The sequence below is a fragment of the Streptomyces sp. NPDC048392 genome (assembly GCF_043200575.1).
GTDB lineage: Bacteria > Actinomycetota > Actinomycetes > Streptomycetales > Streptomycetaceae > Streptomyces.
Window position 1 is genome coordinate 222202 of record NZ_JBICYB010000005.1, and the last position, 15331, is coordinate 237532.

Genomic DNA, 15331 nt, shown 5'->3' on the forward strand with positions numbered 1-15331 from the left:
GCCTCTCACCGCCCCGCCCACAGGCACCGCCAGGACACCGCCAGGACACCGCCAGGACACCGTCACCGCACCCGCACGACCAACGCCGTGGCCACCGCCATCAGCCCTTCCCCCCGCCCGGGAAACCCCAGCCCGTCCGTCGTCGCCCCCGACACGGACACCGGCGCCCCCACCGCCGCGGAAAGAACCTCCTGCGCTTCCCCCCGCCGCTTGCCGATCTTCGGCCGCGATCCCACCACCTGCACCGCGACGTTCCCGATCCGGAATCCCGCCGCCCGCACGATCCTCGCCGCCTCGGTCAGGAGCGTCACCCCGGACGCCCCGGACCACTCCGGCCGCCCGGTACCGAAGTGCTGCCCCAGGTCCCCGACCCCCGCCGCGGAGAACAACGCGTTGCACGCCGCGTGCGCGACGACGTCCGCGTCGGAGTGCCCGGCGAGCCCGGTCCCCTCGCCCTCCCACTTCAGCCCGGCGCACCACAGCTCACGCCCGTCCTCGAAGGCGTGAATGTCCGTACCGATCCCGACCTGCGGCAACGGCAGCGGCAGCGGCGGCTGTCCGGCCGTCTCAGAACCCATCGTTCAGCCTCCTGCGAGCCAGCACCGCCTCCGCGAGCACCAGGTCGAGCGGGCGTGTCACCTTGAACGCCTCCTCATGCCCCGGCACCACCACGACCGCGAGCCCGAGCCGCTCGACCATGCCGGCGTCGTCGGTGACGTCGTCGGTCACCGTCTCGTGGGCCCGCACCAGCGTCCCGCGCTCGAAACCCTGCGGCGTCTGCACCGCGCGCAGCCGCGCCCGCTCCGGCGTCGCCACCACCCGCTCCGGCTCGCCCGGCACCGCGGCGGGCTCGACCTGCTTGACCGTGTCGGCGAGCGGCACCGCCGGCACCACGGCGGGCGCACCCTCCCGTACGGCGTCGATCACGGCGTCCACCGTGTCCACCGGCACCAGCGGCCGGGCCGCGTCGTGGACGAGGACGATGTCGTACTGGGGCGGCAGCGCGTCCAGGCCGAGGCGTACGGACTGCTGTCGCGACGCACCACCGGGCACGACAAGGAAATCCGTCCAATCGGGCAGCGCGTGTGCGTCGAGGAGGTTCTTGACCTCGGCCGCGCCGTCGGGCGGGGCGACGACCACGACGAGGGAGACCCCGCGGGAGGCGGCCATCGCCCGGACCGCGTGGACGAGCATGGGCGTGCCGCCCAGCGCGCGGAGAGCCTTGGGGGCGCCCGGGCCGAGCCGTACGCCCCGGCCCGCGGCCGGAATCACGGCGGCGGTCCTGGCGTGCGTACGGTCCGCGACGGACGTACCGGCGGGCGTCTCGGCGGGCGAGGGAGGCGATTCGTCAGACATCGGTTCCTGTCAGGTTTGTGTGCTCGACCTAGTTGGGTATGGCCTCACCGTGCCGGGCGCGACGCCTTGACCGGACCCTTCCGTGACCCTGGTCGAGCCAGCAGCCCGGGCCCGGCACGCCAGGACCCGGGGGAAGCCTCCCGGGATGAGCGTACGAGGATCCACGGCATCCGGATGTCCGGACGCCGGAAACCGGGCCCGGGTACGAACATGCCGCAGCGCCCGGCGACAGCAAGGATGTCATCGGGCACCGCGGCATTTCAGTGCGCTGAACCGAGTGGCTGACGGTCTGCGCCTCGCCTCAGGTCAGGAGGCGAGCACCTCGTCGAGCAGGGCCTCCGCCTTGTCCTCGTTGGTGTTCTCCGCGAGAGCCAGCTCGCTCACCAGGATCTGGCGGGCCTTGGCGAGCATGCGCTTCTCACCTGCGGAGAGTCCGCGCTCGCGCTCGCGGCGCCACAGGTCGCGCACGACTTCCGCGACCTTGATGACGTCGCCGGAGGCGAGCTTTTCCAGGTTTGCCTTGTACCGGCGCGACCAGTTCGTGGGCTCCTCGGCATACGGCGCGCGCAGCACCTCGAAGACCCGGTCCAGCCCGTCCTGACCAACCACATCACGCACGCCGACGAACTCCGCATTGTCCGCTGGCACACGTACCGTCAGGTCGCCCTGGGCGACCTTCAGCACCAAGTAGGTCTTGTCCACGCCTTTGATCTGGCGAGTTTCGATAGCCTCGATCAGCGCGGCCCCGTGATGGGGATAGACCACGGTGTCGCCAACCTTGAACGTCATGTGACAGGTACCCCTTCCGTGGCTATCCAGGGTAACACGGAAACGGCGTCTTCTGAATGGCGTTTTCGCAGGTCAGGGCATATCTCGGGGCTTGACAACAGCAACAGGAACGTGCTGCGCCGGGCGGGCGGAAGAAAGTATTCGCAGGTCGGAGCGGCTCTTCAGGCCGGGCGAAACACGCACGTCACACGCGTCCGGAGGCGCTCCCGCTCGCCCAAAAAGACCGTTATGTCCGCTTCCATGCGTGCGACTTCCGCTACTCCGTTCGGTGGCTGTGGCGGGCTTCCGGACGAATCCGGAATTGATCACGAGGTCCCCCGGACGGCCCCCGGTGATCCATTTCCTGGCCACCGCCCGGGCATTCTTCATCGGAGATTTCGCGTACCGATCCGCGACCGCTATGGCGGAGGCCTTCCTGCATGAATGGCGGACGACTACGAGCGGCAAACGACCGGGGAACGGCCGCGGGAACTGGCCGCGGAAGCAGCGCGCCGCCCCCTCCCGCCGGTCCTCCCCCTTCGTCCGTACGCACCCCGCCGACGCCCCGGCACTGCCCCGGCGCTACCGCCTGCCGGGCTAAGCCGGGTGTCTTGGGGGAGGGTCGGGTGCGGCGCCCCGGGAACGGCTCGGTAGCCTGAGGTCGCTGACAGTCACTTAGGGCGGCTTTATCCGTTGCCGCCACCCCGCTCGAGTCCAAGGAGTTGCCGCCGCCGTGAGCAGCAGCCTTCGACGCGGTGCCCTCGCCGCCGCCGCCATCGCGTTCTCGATCGCCTCGCTCGCCGCGTGCGGTGCCGGTCACAACGCCCAGACCCTGCAGATCAAGCCGGACAACGCTGCGACGACCGTCGGCGACATCGAGATCCAGAACGCGATCGTCATCACGCAGCCCGACCCGGAGTCGACCGGCCCGGCCGTGGTGTCGGCCACCCTGTTCAACAACGGCAGGACGGACCAGACCCTCGAGTCCGTCACCGTGGCCGGCACCGGGAAGTCCGCCGAGCTGAAGCCCGCCGAGGGCGAGAAGGGCGACCTGACCGTCCCGGCCGGCGGCTCCCTGATCCTCGGGGGCGAGGACAACGCCGCCGCCGTCCTGCCCAGCAGTCGCGAGGCGCTCCGGGACGGCGACGCGCAGAAGATCACCTTCACCCTCAGCGAGACCGGTGACGTGAGCCTGCGCGCGTTCGTCGTGCCCGCCGAGAGCTACTTCTCCCAGTGGGGCCCGAGCGACGTCCCGGCGGCCCCGGGCGCGTCGGCGCAGCCCTCCGGGGGAACCTCCGCCGAGACCTCCGGCGAGCCGGGCGAGGGCGAGACCTCCGGCGCCCCGGCGAACGGCGAGACGGCCTCCGGGACCGGCGAGTCCACCGGCGAGACGAACGGGACCGGCACGGCCACCGACGGCACCGCCCAGGAGGACGGCACCGGCACCGAAGCCGGCCACTGAGCACCGTACGAACGAAGGGCGGGACCTCTCCGTGAGGTCCCGCCCTTCGCGTATCCGCCCGGTCGGCCCGTGGACCGGCGGGCCCGTGGACCGGCGGGCCCGTGGACCGGCGGGCCCGTGGACCGGCGGGCCCGTGGACCCGTGGACCGGCGGGCCCGTGGGCCCGTGGACCGGCGGGCCCGTGGGCCCGTGGGCCGGTCTACGGCTCGAACTTGTAGCCGAGCCCCCGCACCGTCACCAGGTAGCGCGGCGCGCCCGGGTCCGGCTCGATCTTGGCGCGCAGCCGCTTGACGTGGACGTCGAGGGTCTTGGTGTCACCGACGTAGTCGGCACCCCAGACCCGGTCGATCAGCTGCATGCGGGTCAGCACGCGCCCGGCGTTGCGCAGCAGCATCTCCAGCAGGTCGAACTCCTTCAGGGGCAGGTCGATCTTGGTGCCGCCGACGGTGACCACATGCCGGTCGACGTCCATCCGGACGGGACCGGCCTCCAGCGCGGCGGGGGCGACCTCCTCCGGCTCGCCGCGGCGGCGCAGTACGGCACGGATGCGGGCGACCAGCTCGCGGGAGGAGAAGGGCTTGGTGACGTAGTCGTCGGCCCCTATCTCCAGCCCGACGACCTTGTCGATCTCACTGTCCTTGGCGGTCACCATGATCACGGGAACGTTCGAGCGGCCGCGCAGCTGGCGGCAGACCTCGGTGCCCGGCAGTCCGGGCAGCATCAGGTCGAGGAGCACGAGGTCGGCGCCGTTGCGCTCGAACTCGTCGAGTCCGTCGGGGCCGGTGGCCGCGATGGCGACCTCGAAGCCCTCCTTGCGGAGCATGTACGACAGGGCGTCGGAGAAGGACTCCTCGTCCTCGACGACGAGCACACGGGTCACGGAAGGACCTCCGGGGCGGGAAGCGTTTCGTACGGGGATGTTTGGGGGGATCGGGAGGACCGCGCGGTCTCGTCGCTGAGCCCGGCACGGTCGGAACGCTGCTGCGCACGGTCGCGGGCGGGGCCCGCCTCCGGCAGTCGCAGGGTGAAGGTGGAGCCCTGGCCTTCGGCGCTCCACAGCGTGACCTCCCCGCCGTGCGAGGCGACCACGTGCTTGACGATCGCGAGACCCAGACCGGTGCCTCCGGTGGCCCGGGAGCGGGCCGGGTCGACGCGGTAGAAACGCTCGAACACGCGCTCCTTGTCCTTCTCCGAGATGCCGATGCCCTGGTCGGTCACGGCGATCTCGACCAGGTCGCCGCCGGGGGCGGCGACGCGGCGGGCCGCTATGCCGACGCGGGTGCGGGCCGGCGAGTAGTTGACGGCGTTCTCGACGAGGTTGCCGAGGGCGGCGGCGAGCTGGCCGCGGTTGCCGCGTACGCGCAGGTCCGCCGTGCCTCCGGCGGCCATGGTGATCTGTTTGGTGCCCGCCGCGTGCCGGCAGCGGTCGATGGCCTCGGCGACCAGCTCGTCCACCCGGACGGGCTCGGCGTCGTCGAGGGGGTCGTCGTTCTGGACCCGGGACAGGTCGATGAGTTCCTGTACGAGGTTGGTGAGCCTGGTCGCCTCGATCTGCATCCGCCCGGCGAACCTCTCCACCGCCTCCGGGTCGTCCGCCGCGCCCATGACCGCCTCGGAGAGCAGCGAGAGCGCACCCACCGGCGTCTTCAGCTCATGACTCACGTTGGCCACGAAGTCGCGGCGTACGGCCTCGATGCGGCGGGCCTCGGTGAGGTCCTCGACCAGCAGCAGCACCAGCCGCGACCCGAGGGGCGCGACGCGTGCGGAGACGGCGAGCGCGTCTCCGCGCCCGTTCCCGCGCCGGGGAAGGTCCAGCTCGACCTGCCGTATCTCACCGTCCCGCCGGGTGTCCCTGGCCATCTGCAGCATCGGCTCGACGGCGAGCTTGCCGCCCCGGACCAGGCCGAGGGCGTACGCCGCCGAGCTGGCCTTGACCACCGCGTCCGCCTCGTCGAGGACGACCGCGGAGGACCGGAGCACCGACAGGACGGTGTCGACACCCGGCGGCAGCACCGGGTCCGTGTGGAGCGAGGTGCGCGTGGGGCGCTTCTGCTCCCGCTCGCTCCAGCGGAACGCCAGCGTGGCGATGACGCCGGTGAGTACTCCGGCGATCGCTGCCGCTGCGGCGACCGCCGCGTTCACGTCCATGTCCCCAGGTTAGGCATGACAGGGGGCCCCGCCCCAGCCATCCGGGTGCGACCTCGAACACTCGTCGCCCAGAGTTCACCTGGGAGCCGGTGATGGTTCATTCGGGGTGCCGGAACCGGACGCGTTCACGCCGGAACGTGTAAGCGTGGGGGCACGGCGAGGGGCAGCGGACCGGTGCGGGACCCGCGCGGGGCCGGTACGAACCGGCGCGAGCCCCCTAAACGGACGTACGAGAGGGAATCCTGATGCGGGACGCGTACCACGAGGAACTTGATTCGATCGGTGACGGTCTGGTGGAGATGGCCCGGCTGGTCGGGTCGGCCATCGGACGCGCCACGACCGCGATCCTCGACTCCGACCTGAAGCTGGCCGAGGCCGTCATCGAGGCCGACCAGAAGGTCGACGAGCTCCACCACGAGCTGGAGGCCCGGGCGATAGCGCTGCTGGCCCGGCAGCAGCCGGTCGCGACGGACCTGCGCATCGTCGTCACCTCGCTGCGGATGTCCGCCGACCTGGAGCGTTCGGGCGACCTGGCCCAGCACGTGGCCAAGCTGGCCCGGCTGCGCTACCCGGAGCGGGCGGTGCCGCACGACCTGCACGCGACCATCCTGGAGATGGGCCAGCTCGCACAGCGCCTGATGGCGAAGGCGGCCGAGGTCATCATCACCAAGGACGTCGACCTGGCCCTCCAGCTGGAGCAGGACGACGACGCGATGGACCTGCTGCACCGCACCCTCTTCCAGCACCTGATGGACGACCGCTGGAAGCACGGCATCGAGACGGCGGTGGACGTCACCCTCCTGGGCCGCTACTACGAGCGCTACGCCGACCACGCCGTCGCGGTCGCCAAGCGGGTCGTCTACCTGGTCACCGGCGAGCACGCGGACAACCTCCAGGCGGACATCCAGCCGGCGACGCAGGCCGACGGGGCCTGAGTCCCGCCTGCGCGGGAGCGGACCGGGGGCGCGCGTTCACCTCAGTGCGCCGTTGATGCGACGGCCGCTCGGGGCGTGCAATGGAGACAGGCACCCGCTTCCAGGAGGAACCATGGCCGATTCCCCCAGCACGAAGCCCGACCCCGCGCAGGAACGCCCCACCGAGCAGCCCGCCGAGATCCGCAAGCTCCCGCTGATCGCCGCGTGCGGCTGCGGCTCGGGCTGCGGCTGCGGCTGCCAGTCGGGCAACCCCTGCCAGTGCGGCTGACTCGGTAGCGATACCGCGGTGCGGTGACAGGACGGCGGCCGGACCCACTCCGGCCGCCGTCCGAACCTCCGGGACCGCCTGGTCCTCCTGTGACCTCCTGTGACCGCCTGGTCCTCCTGTGACCGCCTGGTCCTCCTAGACCCCCTGGGCCGTCTGGGCCTCCTGGCTGTCGCCAACCGCGTCTCGGGCGTCTACCTCACGCTGGTCGGCGGTGCGATGGCCGTCGCCGCCGCGGAACCCCTGGCGCTGGGGGCGGTGCGGCGGACCCGACGCGGGGGACGCGGCGGACACGGGGGACGCCGCGAACACGGGGAGCGGCCGACGACGGCGAACTGAACCACGCCCGGGCGGCTCGGCCGGCTCGGCTCGTCTACGTGTATCCGCCTCGCGGGGGGAGACTGTGCTCCTCCCTGAGCATCTCCTCCGTGATCACGCCCAGGTTCTTCGCCCGGTGCAGCCTGGCCGACGGCTCGGTGCCGGACACGGTCGCCTTTTCCTCCTCCAGGTCTTCCCTGGCGCCGAGATCCGCGACGTTGACGCCGTGCTTGTTGTGCTGGGCGTGGATCATCTCGTGCCCGTAGAGCGTGAAGACGGGCGTGAGGGACTCGCCCTCCTTGGCGACCTCGCTGTCCCTGAACCGGTGCGGCATGGAAACGGTGCTGGTGGAACCGATGTTGGGTCGGTCCTCGCCCTGTGCCAGATTGGCGGGCCGGTCGTCCGCGTCCGCCTGCGCCGCGAGATCGGTCTTCCCCAACGCCTCGACCACCTCGGGGTGGTAGGGAACGACCTTCACCGTGGGCTTCGGGGCGTCCGAGGCGGCCAGGTCGGTCAGGAGGTCGCGGCCGTGCTGCCGGGAGAGCAGCCTGGCGTGACTGGAGTGGACCTCGGTGTCGAAGCCGTCCAAGGCCGCCGGGCTGGGGTCGTCCCCGGCGGGGCGCGGCTTCGTCGACGTCGCGATCCCCCGCCCGCTCGTGATCCGCGACCAGGTGTCGGAGAGTCCGCGGGCGCCCGCGGTGTCACTCGGAGCGAGGTCCATCGCGACAGGCCGCAGTCCCGACGTCTTCCGCAGAATCCTGACGTACGAGAAGTGCCGCTTCTGTATCTCGTCCAGCAGCGCCTTCAGCCCTCGGTTCCTCGGATTGCCGTCCTTGCCCGCCGGATCGGCACGGAACTGGCCGTAGATCATGTGCTCGGCCGTGTCCAGGATGGTCCCGAGCTCGTCGCAGTGCTTCTGCTTGGCCGTCAGGGACTTGAACGTCCATGCGATCGATTCGGCCTGTCCGATCAGCTTGTCCGCCGAGGCGAGCGCCTCTTGCGCGAAGTCGTGGAGATGCTGGACCTCGGGGTCCACGGCCTCCGCGACCGTGCTCGCCGCGGGTGCGCGCTGCACCGCCGCGAGGGAGGGGACGACGCCGGTGGTGTGCCGCTGCGCCCCGACCGCGCGAGCCACCGCGTCGTTGCCCGCCGCGTGCCCCAACGCCAGCACCCCGGCGGAACGCCGGTCCACCGGGGGCACCCGACGAGCCCCGGCTCCCGCCTCCCGCCCGAGGCCCACCCTGTCGGCCTGCCCCGGCCCCTTCTGCGCCCGCACGTCACTCCCGGTGTAGCTGCTTGAGGACCTGGATTCCAACCCGGACGGAGCGCGGACACCAGGGCCGCACGGGCAGGCCCGGGGGCAGCGTCCGGGGCCGACCGACCGGCGGCGGCCGGTGATCCGAGGGTGCGAGAGTGGGCCCATGACGGCACCAGGAGCCACGGCCGTGGCGGTCGACGAGGTCGAGGACATCGCGGTGGAGGGGCTGCGCTGGCTGACGGGAGCGGCGCGGGAGGCCCCCGGCGGCGGCCTCGCCTGGCCGACGACGCCCTCGCGGGACGCGCCGGACCCGGTGCTCTACAGCGGTACGGCCGGCACCATCCCCGTACTCCTGGAGGCATGGCGGCACTTCGGCGACGACTCCTACGCCGACATCGCCCTGCGCGCGGCCCGCAGTCTCGCGCGTTCCGTGGGCGAAGTGGACGACGACTCCCTGTACTTCGGCCGCACCGGCCTGGCCCTGGCCCTGCGGACCGTCCACACCGAACTGGGCGACCCGGCCGCGGGCGAGGCCGCGGACCGTGCCCTGCGCCTCGTCCGGTCCCGCTTCGACGGCACCCGCTGGGGCGAGCTGTTCGAGCTGATGGGCGGCAACGCGGGCATCGGCCTCGGCGCGCTGCTCACCGGCGACGAGGAACTGGCCGTCCTGGCCGTGGAGCCGTACCTGCGGACGGCGGAGCGAACCCCCGCGGGCGTCCAGTGGCCCCATCGCCCGGGGACCGACGCCCGCATGCACCACGTCTCGCACGGCACGCTGGGCATCGCCGTGGCGCTCGCCCGGGTCGGCGCGTCCACGGACCGTACGGACCTGCTCGACCTTGCGCTTGCCGCCGTCGCGGACGTCGTGGCACGCGACCAGGCGGGCCCGGAAGGGTTCCTGGTACGGCACTCCACTCCCCAGTTCCTCCCCGACCTGATCGAGCCCATCAGCTACGGCTGGTGCCACGGCCCGGCCGGCGACGCCCAGGTCTTCAGACTGCTGCGGGACATCACGGCCGATCCCGCCTGGACCGACCTCGCCGACCGCTGCTGGCACACGGTCACCCACTCCGGCCTGCCCCAGCGGCTGCGCCCCGGCTTCTGGGACAACAACGGCCGCTGCTGCGGCACCGCGGGCGTCCTCGCCCTGGCCTGCGACCGCATCGCCGAGCAGCGGGACCCGTACGACTTCGCCGACGTCCTGGTCGCGGACCTGGCCACCCGCGCGATCCGGGACGTCGGGGGCGCCCGCTGGTCGAACGTCGACTTCCGCTCCACGCCGGGCGACCTGGAACCGCAGATCGGCTGGGCGATGGGCACCGCGGGCATCGTCCGCGAGCTGCTCCGCTACGTACGGCTGACCCGCGGGGGCAGCCCGACCTACGCCTTCGCGTGGCCGGATCAGCACCCGGTGTCCGCCTGACCGAACCGGACCGCGGCGATCGGATGCGGCAGGACCGCGCCCCGCCACGGTGGGACGCCGAAGGGAGACCCCGTGGTCCCGGGGCCGCTTCCGCCTCGCCAAGCAGTACAACTGGTTCCGTACGGGACGGTCATCAACGACTCTGCCGGGTAGGTGCCGACATCGGCGTCAGGAACTCTGCCGCGCGGCAAGCGCCGGGATCGCGGCGATCTTCTCCGGCGTCAGAGCCGACCAGTCGACCCCCTTCGGACGGTGAGGCTTCGGGCAGGTGATGACCGTGCCGGGGGTCACGATCAAGTCGACACCGACGTCGTGCTCCGTGGTGGGGATCGGGATGTCGGTCACCTGGAGCGCGTGGACGGTGGTGACCACGAGAGTCTTCGAGGTCACCAGACCTGCCTCGGTGAGCAGAGCGAACTCGATGTCGGAGTAGCCGGCGCCTTTGCCGACGCGTACGCCGTTCCGGTTGACGGCGACACTGCCGAGGATGATCAGGTCCAATGGCGGGAGGGCGTCGACCTCGACCGTGGGGGCGATCGCGGCAGCGGTTATGCGCAGGGCCCACACCACGGCCTGCGAAATTCTGCGCGCGGCCCCCGACACTTCGCTGCCCGGGGGACGCACCCGCGAGGCATGGGGGTGGAGGAGACGAACGCTGGGCCGGCCCGTCACCGGCCCCCGCGGGCCAGGGTGGCTGCGTGTCGTCCACAGCCGCGTGGACAAGGCGAATGGCAAGCTGTGGACCGGGCCGCAGGACGCGCAACGGATGGTCCCCGGGCACGTGCCGCGCCCTCGGCTGCGTCTCGTACATCAGTGGGCGGAGCGCGACGACGCGTACAAGGCAGAGCTGTACGACCGCGTCGCAGGAGACATCGTCTCCTCCACCCCGGCACTCGTCACTGCCGTTCCCTCATTGCCGGCAGTGTGGTGGAGAGCTCTGCGTACGGCTCTCGCCTGCCTCTCCACCGTGCCTACCGACCGCACGGCCGTGCGCCAGGTCTATCTGGATCGTGCCATGCCGAAGTACCTCGCCTTCCTCGACGGACCCGTCTCGACGACACCGCCCGCATGGTCCACCGCACACGGCGACCTGCACTGGGCCAACCTTGCCGGTCCGGGACTCGGGATCCTCGACTGGGAAGGCTGGGGTACGGCTCCCGTCGGCTACGACGCCGCGTTGTTGCACGCCTACAGCCTCGGGGTACCGGAGGCCGCTGAGCGCGTCCGCCGAGAACTTGCCACCATCCTCGACAGCGAGGGCGGGCGGTTCGCGGAGCTGGTGGTGGTGACGGAACTGCTGCAGAGCACGGAGCGAGGGGACAACGCAGAACTCGTTCCCGCGTTGCGGCAGCGGGCTGAGGAGGTTTGGCATCGGAACGCAACGGTCGGCGGATGACAGGTCAACGCGACCAACGCGACCAACGCGGGCCTCGGCGGGTGCGCTCGTGAAGCTCGGGGCCTCTGTGCGAACAGGCGCGAGTAGGCCCCTGCTCATTTCAGGAGCCGCAGGGTGAGGGTTTACTGAAGTTGAGCCACCGGGCCACTTCTTCCGGCCCTGGGTCTTGCCGGGGATCTTGATGAGCTGCCGCTTCTCAGCTCAGGGGCGGTGGGCCCGTGCGCCTGGTGGTCGTCATGGGCCACTGATGAATGACCTCGGGCGGCCCAGGGACGGCCTCACCGCCGCAGGACCCGCCGCGCTGAGGTCCCACAGAGGGCCCAGGCCGCGAATATGCCCCCGCCCCGCGCCGTATGAGCAGTTCGGGGGCATGATCACACAACCTACTTCTTCCTGCCCTGGTTCTTCACGGCCTCGATCGCTGCCGCGGCCGCGTCCGGGTCCAGGTAGGTGCCGCCGGGATTCACCGGCTTGAACTCGGCGTCGAGTTCGTAGGACAGCGGGATGCCCGTCGGGATGTTCAGGCCCGCGATGTCGGCGTCGGAGATGCCGTCGAGGTGCTTGACCAGGGCGCGCAGGGAGTTGCCGTGGGCGGCGACCAGGACCGTGCGGCCGGTGAGGAGGTCGGGGACGATGTTGTCGAACCAGTACGGCAGCATGCGGGCGACGACGTCCTTGAGGCACTCCGTCTGCGGGCGCAGCTCCGGCGGGAGCATCGCGTAGCGCGGGTCGGAGAACTGGGAGTACTCGGCGTCGCGGTCCAGCGCGGGCGGCGGGGTGTCGTAGGAGCGGCGCCACAGCATGAACTGCTCCTCGCCGAACTCGGCGAGCGTCTGGGCCTTGTCCTTGCCCTGGAGGGCGCCGTAGTGGCGCTCGTTCAGGCGCCAGTGGCGCTGGACCGGGATCCAGTGGCGGTCGGCGGCCTCCAGCGCGAGCTGGGCCGTGCGGATCGCACGCTTCTGGACGGACGTGTGGACCACGTCGGGCAGCAGGCCGGCGTCCTTGAGCAGCTCGCCGCCGCGCGTCGCCTCCTTCTCGCCCTTCGGGGTGAGGTTGACGTCCACCCAGCCGGTGAACAGGTTCTTCTCGTTCCACTCGCTCTCGCCGTGGCGGAGGAGGATCAGCTTGTACGGTGCGTCGGCCATGGCTCCGAGCGTAATCCAAGCCCTCCGTGCCCCGCGCGGGGCGCCCGCTGGGCGGACGGTTGACGGGAGGTGTTAATCGAGTGGCCGGACCGGGGTCCGCCTTCGTAAGTTGTGATCGCCACGCTCGCCGCTTACATCCGCATCGGTTCAGCATGCTTACGGGGGTCCCATGCCAGTCACCGGTCTGAGACGTGCCGCACGCGAGACCGTCTCCGGGCTCCCCCGCGAGTTCTGGTGGCTGTGGACCAGCACCCTGGTCAACCGGCTCGGTGCCTTCGTCGCCACCTTCATGGCGCTGTACCTGACCATCGACCGCGGGTACTCCGCCTCGTACGCCGGTCTGGTCGCCGCCCTGCACGGGCTGGGCGGGGTCGTGTCCTCGCTGGGGGCCGGGGTGATGACCGACCGGCTGGGGCGGCGGCCCACGCTGCTCGTCGCGCAGACCTGCGCCGCGCTGTCGGTCGCGCTGCTCGGCTTCGCGCGGGACCCGGTGGCGATCGCGGCCGTCGCGTTCCTGGTCGGCATGGCGAGCAACGCGTCCCGGCCGGCCGTGCAGGCGATGATGGCGGACATCGTGCGGCCCGAGGACCGTGTCCGGGCGTTCTCGCTCAACTACTGGGCGATCAACCTCGGCTTCGCGATCTCCTCCATGGCGGCCGGGTTCATCGCCGAGGTCAGCTATCTCGCCGGGTTCATGATCGAGGCCGGGATGACGCTCGTCTGCGCCGTCCTCGTCTTCCTGGAGCTGCCCGAGTCGCGGCCGCAGGAGAAGGGTGCCGGCGGCGCCTCCGACAAGGACGCGGCCGTTTCCCTCGGGACCGTGTTGCGCGACGGGCGCTACATGAGCGTCGTCGGGCTGTCCTTCCTCGTCGCCCTGGTCTTCCAGCAGGGGTATCTGGGGCTGCCGGTGGCCATGGGTGAGGCCGGGTTCACGCCCGCCGACTTCGGGCTCGCCATCGCGGTCAACGGTTTCCTGATCGTCGTACTGCAGATTCCCGTCACGCGGTTCATCGAGCACCGCGATCCGCGGCTGCTGCTCGTCGCCTCGTCGCTGCTGGCCGGGTACGGCTTCGGGCTCACCGCCTTCGCCGGGTCGGTCGGTGTCTTCGCCCTCACCGTGTGCGTGTGGACGCTGGCCGAGATCGTCAACGCGCCGACCCAGACCGGGCTCGTGGTCCGCCTCTCGCCCGTGCAGGGGCGCGGGCGCTACCAGGGCATGTACACCATGTCGTGGGCGGTGGCCTCCCTCGTCGCCCCGCTGATGTCCGGGTTCGTCATCGACCACTGGGGCGCGGAGTGGCTGTGGGGCATCTGCGCGGTCGTCGGCACGGTGGCGGCGGCCGGGTACCGGGGGCTCATGCGGGGGTTGCCGGACGAGACGTCCGTCCCCACCCCCGTCGCCGCCGCCCCCACCCCCGTCGCCGCCGTGGCCGAAGAGGTCCTTCCCCACTCCCCCGCGGCCGCGAGACCCGAGGCCCCCGGCGCCTGACCGACCGCCCGCTGCCCGCACCCGGCACCCGGTACCCGGCACCGGGCACCGGGCCCTCACGGATGCATCCGCGCGCCCTTCAGCACCTTGTCCACCGCGTTCTTCGGCCCGTGGACCGCGAGGCCCACCAGGTCAAGCTCCGCCGTCGCGACGGCCCGTACGGCCGCCCGGTTGTCGCGGTCGTTGCCCGTGGCGAAGAGGTCGGACGTGAACAGCGCGCGGGGCAGGGCGCGGGACAGTACGCGCGCGTGGGCCCGGGTCAGCGTCTCCTTGGTGCCTTCGAAGACCAGCACCGGCTGGCGGAACATCGGCAGGTAGCCGACGGCGTCCGCGTCCTCGTACGGCTCCCCGATCACCTCGGGGAACTGGCTGCCCAGGCCGCTGACCAGGAACGCGGTGACGTTGAGGCGCTGCCAGGTCTCCAGGTCCTCGCGCAGCAGGACGGCGATCCTGGTGTCGAAGCGGACAGGGGCGTCGGGGGCTGCGTCGTGCGTGCTCATACGGTGAGACTGCCGCCCCGCGTCCGGTCCGGTCTTGTACGTTTTTTGCATGGCCGGCCGGCGCAAGGACCAGCGGAACGTCTCCGCCTGGCGACCCCGCGTGCCGGGCGTCGTCGAGGTCTTCCACGCCCACTACACCGAGTACGCCTATCCGATGCACGTCCACGACGCCTGGACCCTGCTCATCGTCGACGACGGCGCCGTACGGTACGACCTGGACCGGCACGAGCACGGCACCCCGCACGACACGGTGTCGCTGCTGCCGCCGCACGTGCCGCACAACGGCTCCCCCGCCACGCCGGACGGTTTCCGCAAGCGCGTCCTGTACCTGGACGCCTCCCGGCTGGGCGACGAGCTGATCGGGCCGGCCGTCGACGCTCCCGACCTGCGTGACCCCGTGCTGCGGCGGCGGGTCGGGCAGCTGCACGCCGCGCTCGCGCTGCCCGGTGACGAGCTGGAGGCGGAGAGCCGGCTGACCCTGATCGGCGAGCGGCTGCACGCCCATCTGCGGCCCGGGGACGGCCCGGACGGCGCGCGCCGGGATCCCGTGCTCGCCCGGCGGCTGCGTGAGCTGCTCGACGAGCGGGTCGTCCCGGGGATCGGGCTGGCGGAGGCGGCCGCGCTCGTGCCCGCCCATCCGGCGCATCTGGTACGGGCGTTCAGCGGGGCCTACGGCATCGCACCGCACCAGTACCTGATGTCCCGCCGTGTCGACCGGGCCCGGCGGCTGCTGCTGGCGGGACGGGCCCCGGCGGACGTGGCGGGCGCCACCGGCTTCTACGACCAGGCCCATCTGACGCGGCACTTCAAGCGGTTGGTGGGGGTCACGCCGGGGCGGTACCGCGGCAGCGGGCGCTGAGTCCCGGCC

The 15331-nt window shown here is 71.8% G+C and carries 17 protein-coding genes; 8 read left to right on the top strand and 9 right to left on the bottom strand.

Annotation, left to right across the window (positions count from 1 at the left end; all coding sequences use genetic code 11):
- Positions 1-62: 62 nt before the first annotated feature.
- The 3 genes from ispF to ACGFYH_RS10830 all read right to left on the bottom strand — a co-directional run bounded on the left by ispF (position 63) and on the right by ACGFYH_RS10830 (position 2145).
- Entirely contained in the window at positions 63-578 is a 516-nt protein-coding gene (gene ispF, locus ACGFYH_RS10820; RefSeq protein ID WP_393802785.1) for a 2-C-methyl-D-erythritol 2,4-cyclodiphosphate synthase, read from the bottom strand.
- The gene (gene ispD / locus ACGFYH_RS10825; protein ID WP_393802786.1) at positions 568-1356 is read right to left on the bottom strand and encodes a 2-C-methyl-D-erythritol 4-phosphate cytidylyltransferase; all 789 of its coding nucleotides are present in this window, start codon (positions 1354-1356) and stop codon (positions 568-570) included. The genes ispF and ispD overlap by 11 nt, the downstream gene beginning before the upstream one ends.
- A gap of 306 nt (positions 1357-1662) precedes the next feature.
- Positions 1663-2145 (bottom strand): CarD family transcriptional regulator, encoded by a 483-nt coding sequence (locus ACGFYH_RS10830; RefSeq protein ID WP_003953493.1) that lies wholly within the window; start codon positions 2143-2145, stop codon positions 1663-1665.
- Positions 2146-2857: 712 nt separating this feature from the next.
- Here ACGFYH_RS10830 and ACGFYH_RS10835 point away from each other — a divergent pair.
- The gene (locus ACGFYH_RS10835) at positions 2858-3586 is read left to right on the top strand and encodes a DUF461 domain-containing protein (protein WP_393802787.1); all 729 of its coding nucleotides are present in this window, start codon (positions 2858-2860) and stop codon (positions 3584-3586) included.
- A gap of 199 nt (positions 3587-3785) precedes the next feature.
- Here the strand turns inward: ACGFYH_RS10835 and ACGFYH_RS10840 are convergent, their stop codons facing one another.
- Positions 3786-4466 carry a response regulator gene (locus ACGFYH_RS10840; protein WP_384968414.1) on the bottom strand — a complete coding sequence of 227 codons (681 nt, stop codon included), beginning with the start codon at positions 4464-4466 and terminating at the stop codon, positions 3786-3788.
- Positions 4463-5734: a sensor histidine kinase gene (locus tag ACGFYH_RS10845; protein ID WP_393802788.1), complete on the bottom strand. Its 1272-nt coding sequence runs from the start codon at positions 5732-5734 to the stop codon at positions 4463-4465. Before ACGFYH_RS10845 ends, ACGFYH_RS10840 begins: the two co-directional genes overlap by 4 nt.
- 245 nt (positions 5735-5979) lie before the next feature.
- Here ACGFYH_RS10845 and phoU point away from each other — a divergent pair, with 245 nt between their 5' ends.
- From phoU to ACGFYH_RS10860, 3 genes are all read left to right on the top strand, one after another.
- Positions 5980-6669, top strand: a complete 690-nt coding sequence (gene phoU / locus ACGFYH_RS10850) for a phosphate signaling complex protein PhoU (protein WP_393802789.1) — start codon at positions 5980-5982, stop codon at positions 6667-6669.
- A gap of 112 nt (positions 6670-6781) precedes the next feature.
- Positions 6782-6937, top strand: coding sequence for a hypothetical protein (locus ACGFYH_RS10855; RefSeq protein ID WP_393802790.1), 156 nt, complete (start codon positions 6782-6784; stop codon positions 6935-6937).
- A gap of 99 nt (positions 6938-7036) precedes the next feature.
- Positions 7037-7273 carry a hypothetical protein gene (locus ACGFYH_RS10860; RefSeq protein ID WP_393802791.1) on the top strand — a complete coding sequence of 79 codons (237 nt, stop codon included), beginning with the start codon at positions 7037-7039 and terminating at the stop codon, positions 7271-7273.
- A gap of 34 nt (positions 7274-7307) precedes the next feature.
- Here ACGFYH_RS10860 and ACGFYH_RS10865 read toward each other — a convergent pair whose 3' ends face one another.
- Positions 7308-8444, bottom strand: coding sequence for a M91 family zinc metallopeptidase (locus ACGFYH_RS10865; RefSeq protein WP_393802792.1), 1137 nt, complete (start codon positions 8442-8444; stop codon positions 7308-7310).
- 229 nt (positions 8445-8673) lie between these two features.
- On the opposite strand from ACGFYH_RS10865, the gene ACGFYH_RS10870 reads away from it, so the two are divergent.
- Positions 8674-9933: a lanthionine synthetase LanC family protein gene (locus tag ACGFYH_RS10870; protein WP_393802793.1), complete on the top strand. Its 1260-nt coding sequence runs from the start codon at positions 8674-8676 to the stop codon at positions 9931-9933.
- 168 nt (positions 9934-10101) lie between these two features.
- Here ACGFYH_RS10870 and ACGFYH_RS10875 read toward each other — a convergent pair whose 3' ends face one another.
- The gene (locus ACGFYH_RS10875; protein WP_393802794.1) at positions 10102-10503 is read right to left on the bottom strand and encodes a 5-formyltetrahydrofolate cyclo-ligase; all 402 of its coding nucleotides are present in this window, start codon (positions 10501-10503) and stop codon (positions 10102-10104) included.
- Between the two features lie 145 nt (positions 10504-10648).
- Between ACGFYH_RS10875 and ACGFYH_RS10880 the strand changes: the two genes are divergently transcribed.
- On the top strand, positions 10649-11329 hold the full coding sequence (locus ACGFYH_RS10880) for a hypothetical protein (RefSeq protein ID WP_393802795.1): 681 nt from the start codon (positions 10649-10651) through the stop codon (positions 11327-11329).
- A gap of 383 nt (positions 11330-11712) precedes the next feature.
- On the opposite strand, the gene ACGFYH_RS10885 is transcribed toward ACGFYH_RS10880, so the two are convergent.
- Positions 11713-12474, bottom strand: coding sequence for a phosphoglyceromutase (locus ACGFYH_RS10885; protein ID WP_393802796.1), 762 nt, complete (start codon positions 12472-12474; stop codon positions 11713-11715).
- A gap of 169 nt (positions 12475-12643) precedes the next feature.
- Here ACGFYH_RS10885 and ACGFYH_RS10890 point away from each other — a divergent pair, with 169 nt between their 5' ends.
- Complete coding sequence (locus tag ACGFYH_RS10890) at positions 12644-13963, top strand: MDR family MFS transporter (protein ID WP_393802797.1); 1320 nt, start codon at positions 12644-12646, stop codon at positions 13961-13963.
- Between the two features lie 56 nt (positions 13964-14019).
- On the opposite strand, the gene ACGFYH_RS10895 is transcribed toward ACGFYH_RS10890, so the two are convergent.
- Positions 14020-14463, bottom strand: a complete 444-nt coding sequence (locus ACGFYH_RS10895; protein ID WP_393802798.1) for a DUF2000 family protein — start codon at positions 14461-14463, stop codon at positions 14020-14022.
- Between the two features lie 49 nt (positions 14464-14512).
- Here ACGFYH_RS10895 and ACGFYH_RS10900 point away from each other — a divergent pair, with 49 nt between their 5' ends.
- Positions 14513-15322: an AraC family transcriptional regulator gene (locus ACGFYH_RS10900; RefSeq protein ID WP_393802799.1), complete on the top strand. Its 810-nt coding sequence runs from the start codon at positions 14513-14515 to the stop codon at positions 15320-15322.
- Positions 15323-15331 lie beyond the last annotated feature (9 nt).

Coding starts and splice junctions, on each gene's coding strand:
- ispF (WP_393802785.1), bottom strand. CDS start 578: ATGGGTTCTGAGACGGCCGGACAGCCGCCGCTGCCGCTGCCGTTGCCG.
- ispD (WP_393802786.1), bottom strand. CDS start 1,356: ATGTCTGACGAATCGCCTCCCTCGCCCGCCGAGACGCCCGCCGGTACG.
- ACGFYH_RS10830 (WP_003953493.1), bottom strand. CDS start 2,145: ATGACGTTCAAGGTTGGCGACACCGTGGTCTATCCCCATCACGGGGCC.
- ACGFYH_RS10845 (WP_393802788.1), bottom strand. CDS start 5,734: ATGGACGTGAACGCGGCGGTCGCCGCAGCGGCAGCGATCGCCGGAGTA.
- phoU (WP_393802789.1), top strand. CDS start 5,980: ATGCGGGACGCGTACCACGAGGAACTTGATTCGATCGGTGACGGTCTG.
- ACGFYH_RS10855 (WP_393802790.1), top strand. CDS start 6,782: ATGGCCGATTCCCCCAGCACGAAGCCCGACCCCGCGCAGGAACGCCCC.
- ACGFYH_RS10870 (WP_393802793.1), top strand. CDS start 8,674: ATGACGGCACCAGGAGCCACGGCCGTGGCGGTCGACGAGGTCGAGGAC.
- ACGFYH_RS10885 (WP_393802796.1), bottom strand. CDS start 12,474: ATGGCCGACGCACCGTACAAGCTGATCCTCCTCCGCCACGGCGAGAGC.
- ACGFYH_RS10890 (WP_393802797.1), top strand. CDS start 12,644: ATGCCAGTCACCGGTCTGAGACGTGCCGCACGCGAGACCGTCTCCGGG.
- ACGFYH_RS10895 (WP_393802798.1), bottom strand. CDS start 14,463: ATGAGCACGCACGACGCAGCCCCCGACGCCCCTGTCCGCTTCGACACC.
- ACGFYH_RS10900 (WP_393802799.1), top strand. CDS start 14,513: ATGGCCGGCCGGCGCAAGGACCAGCGGAACGTCTCCGCCTGGCGACCC.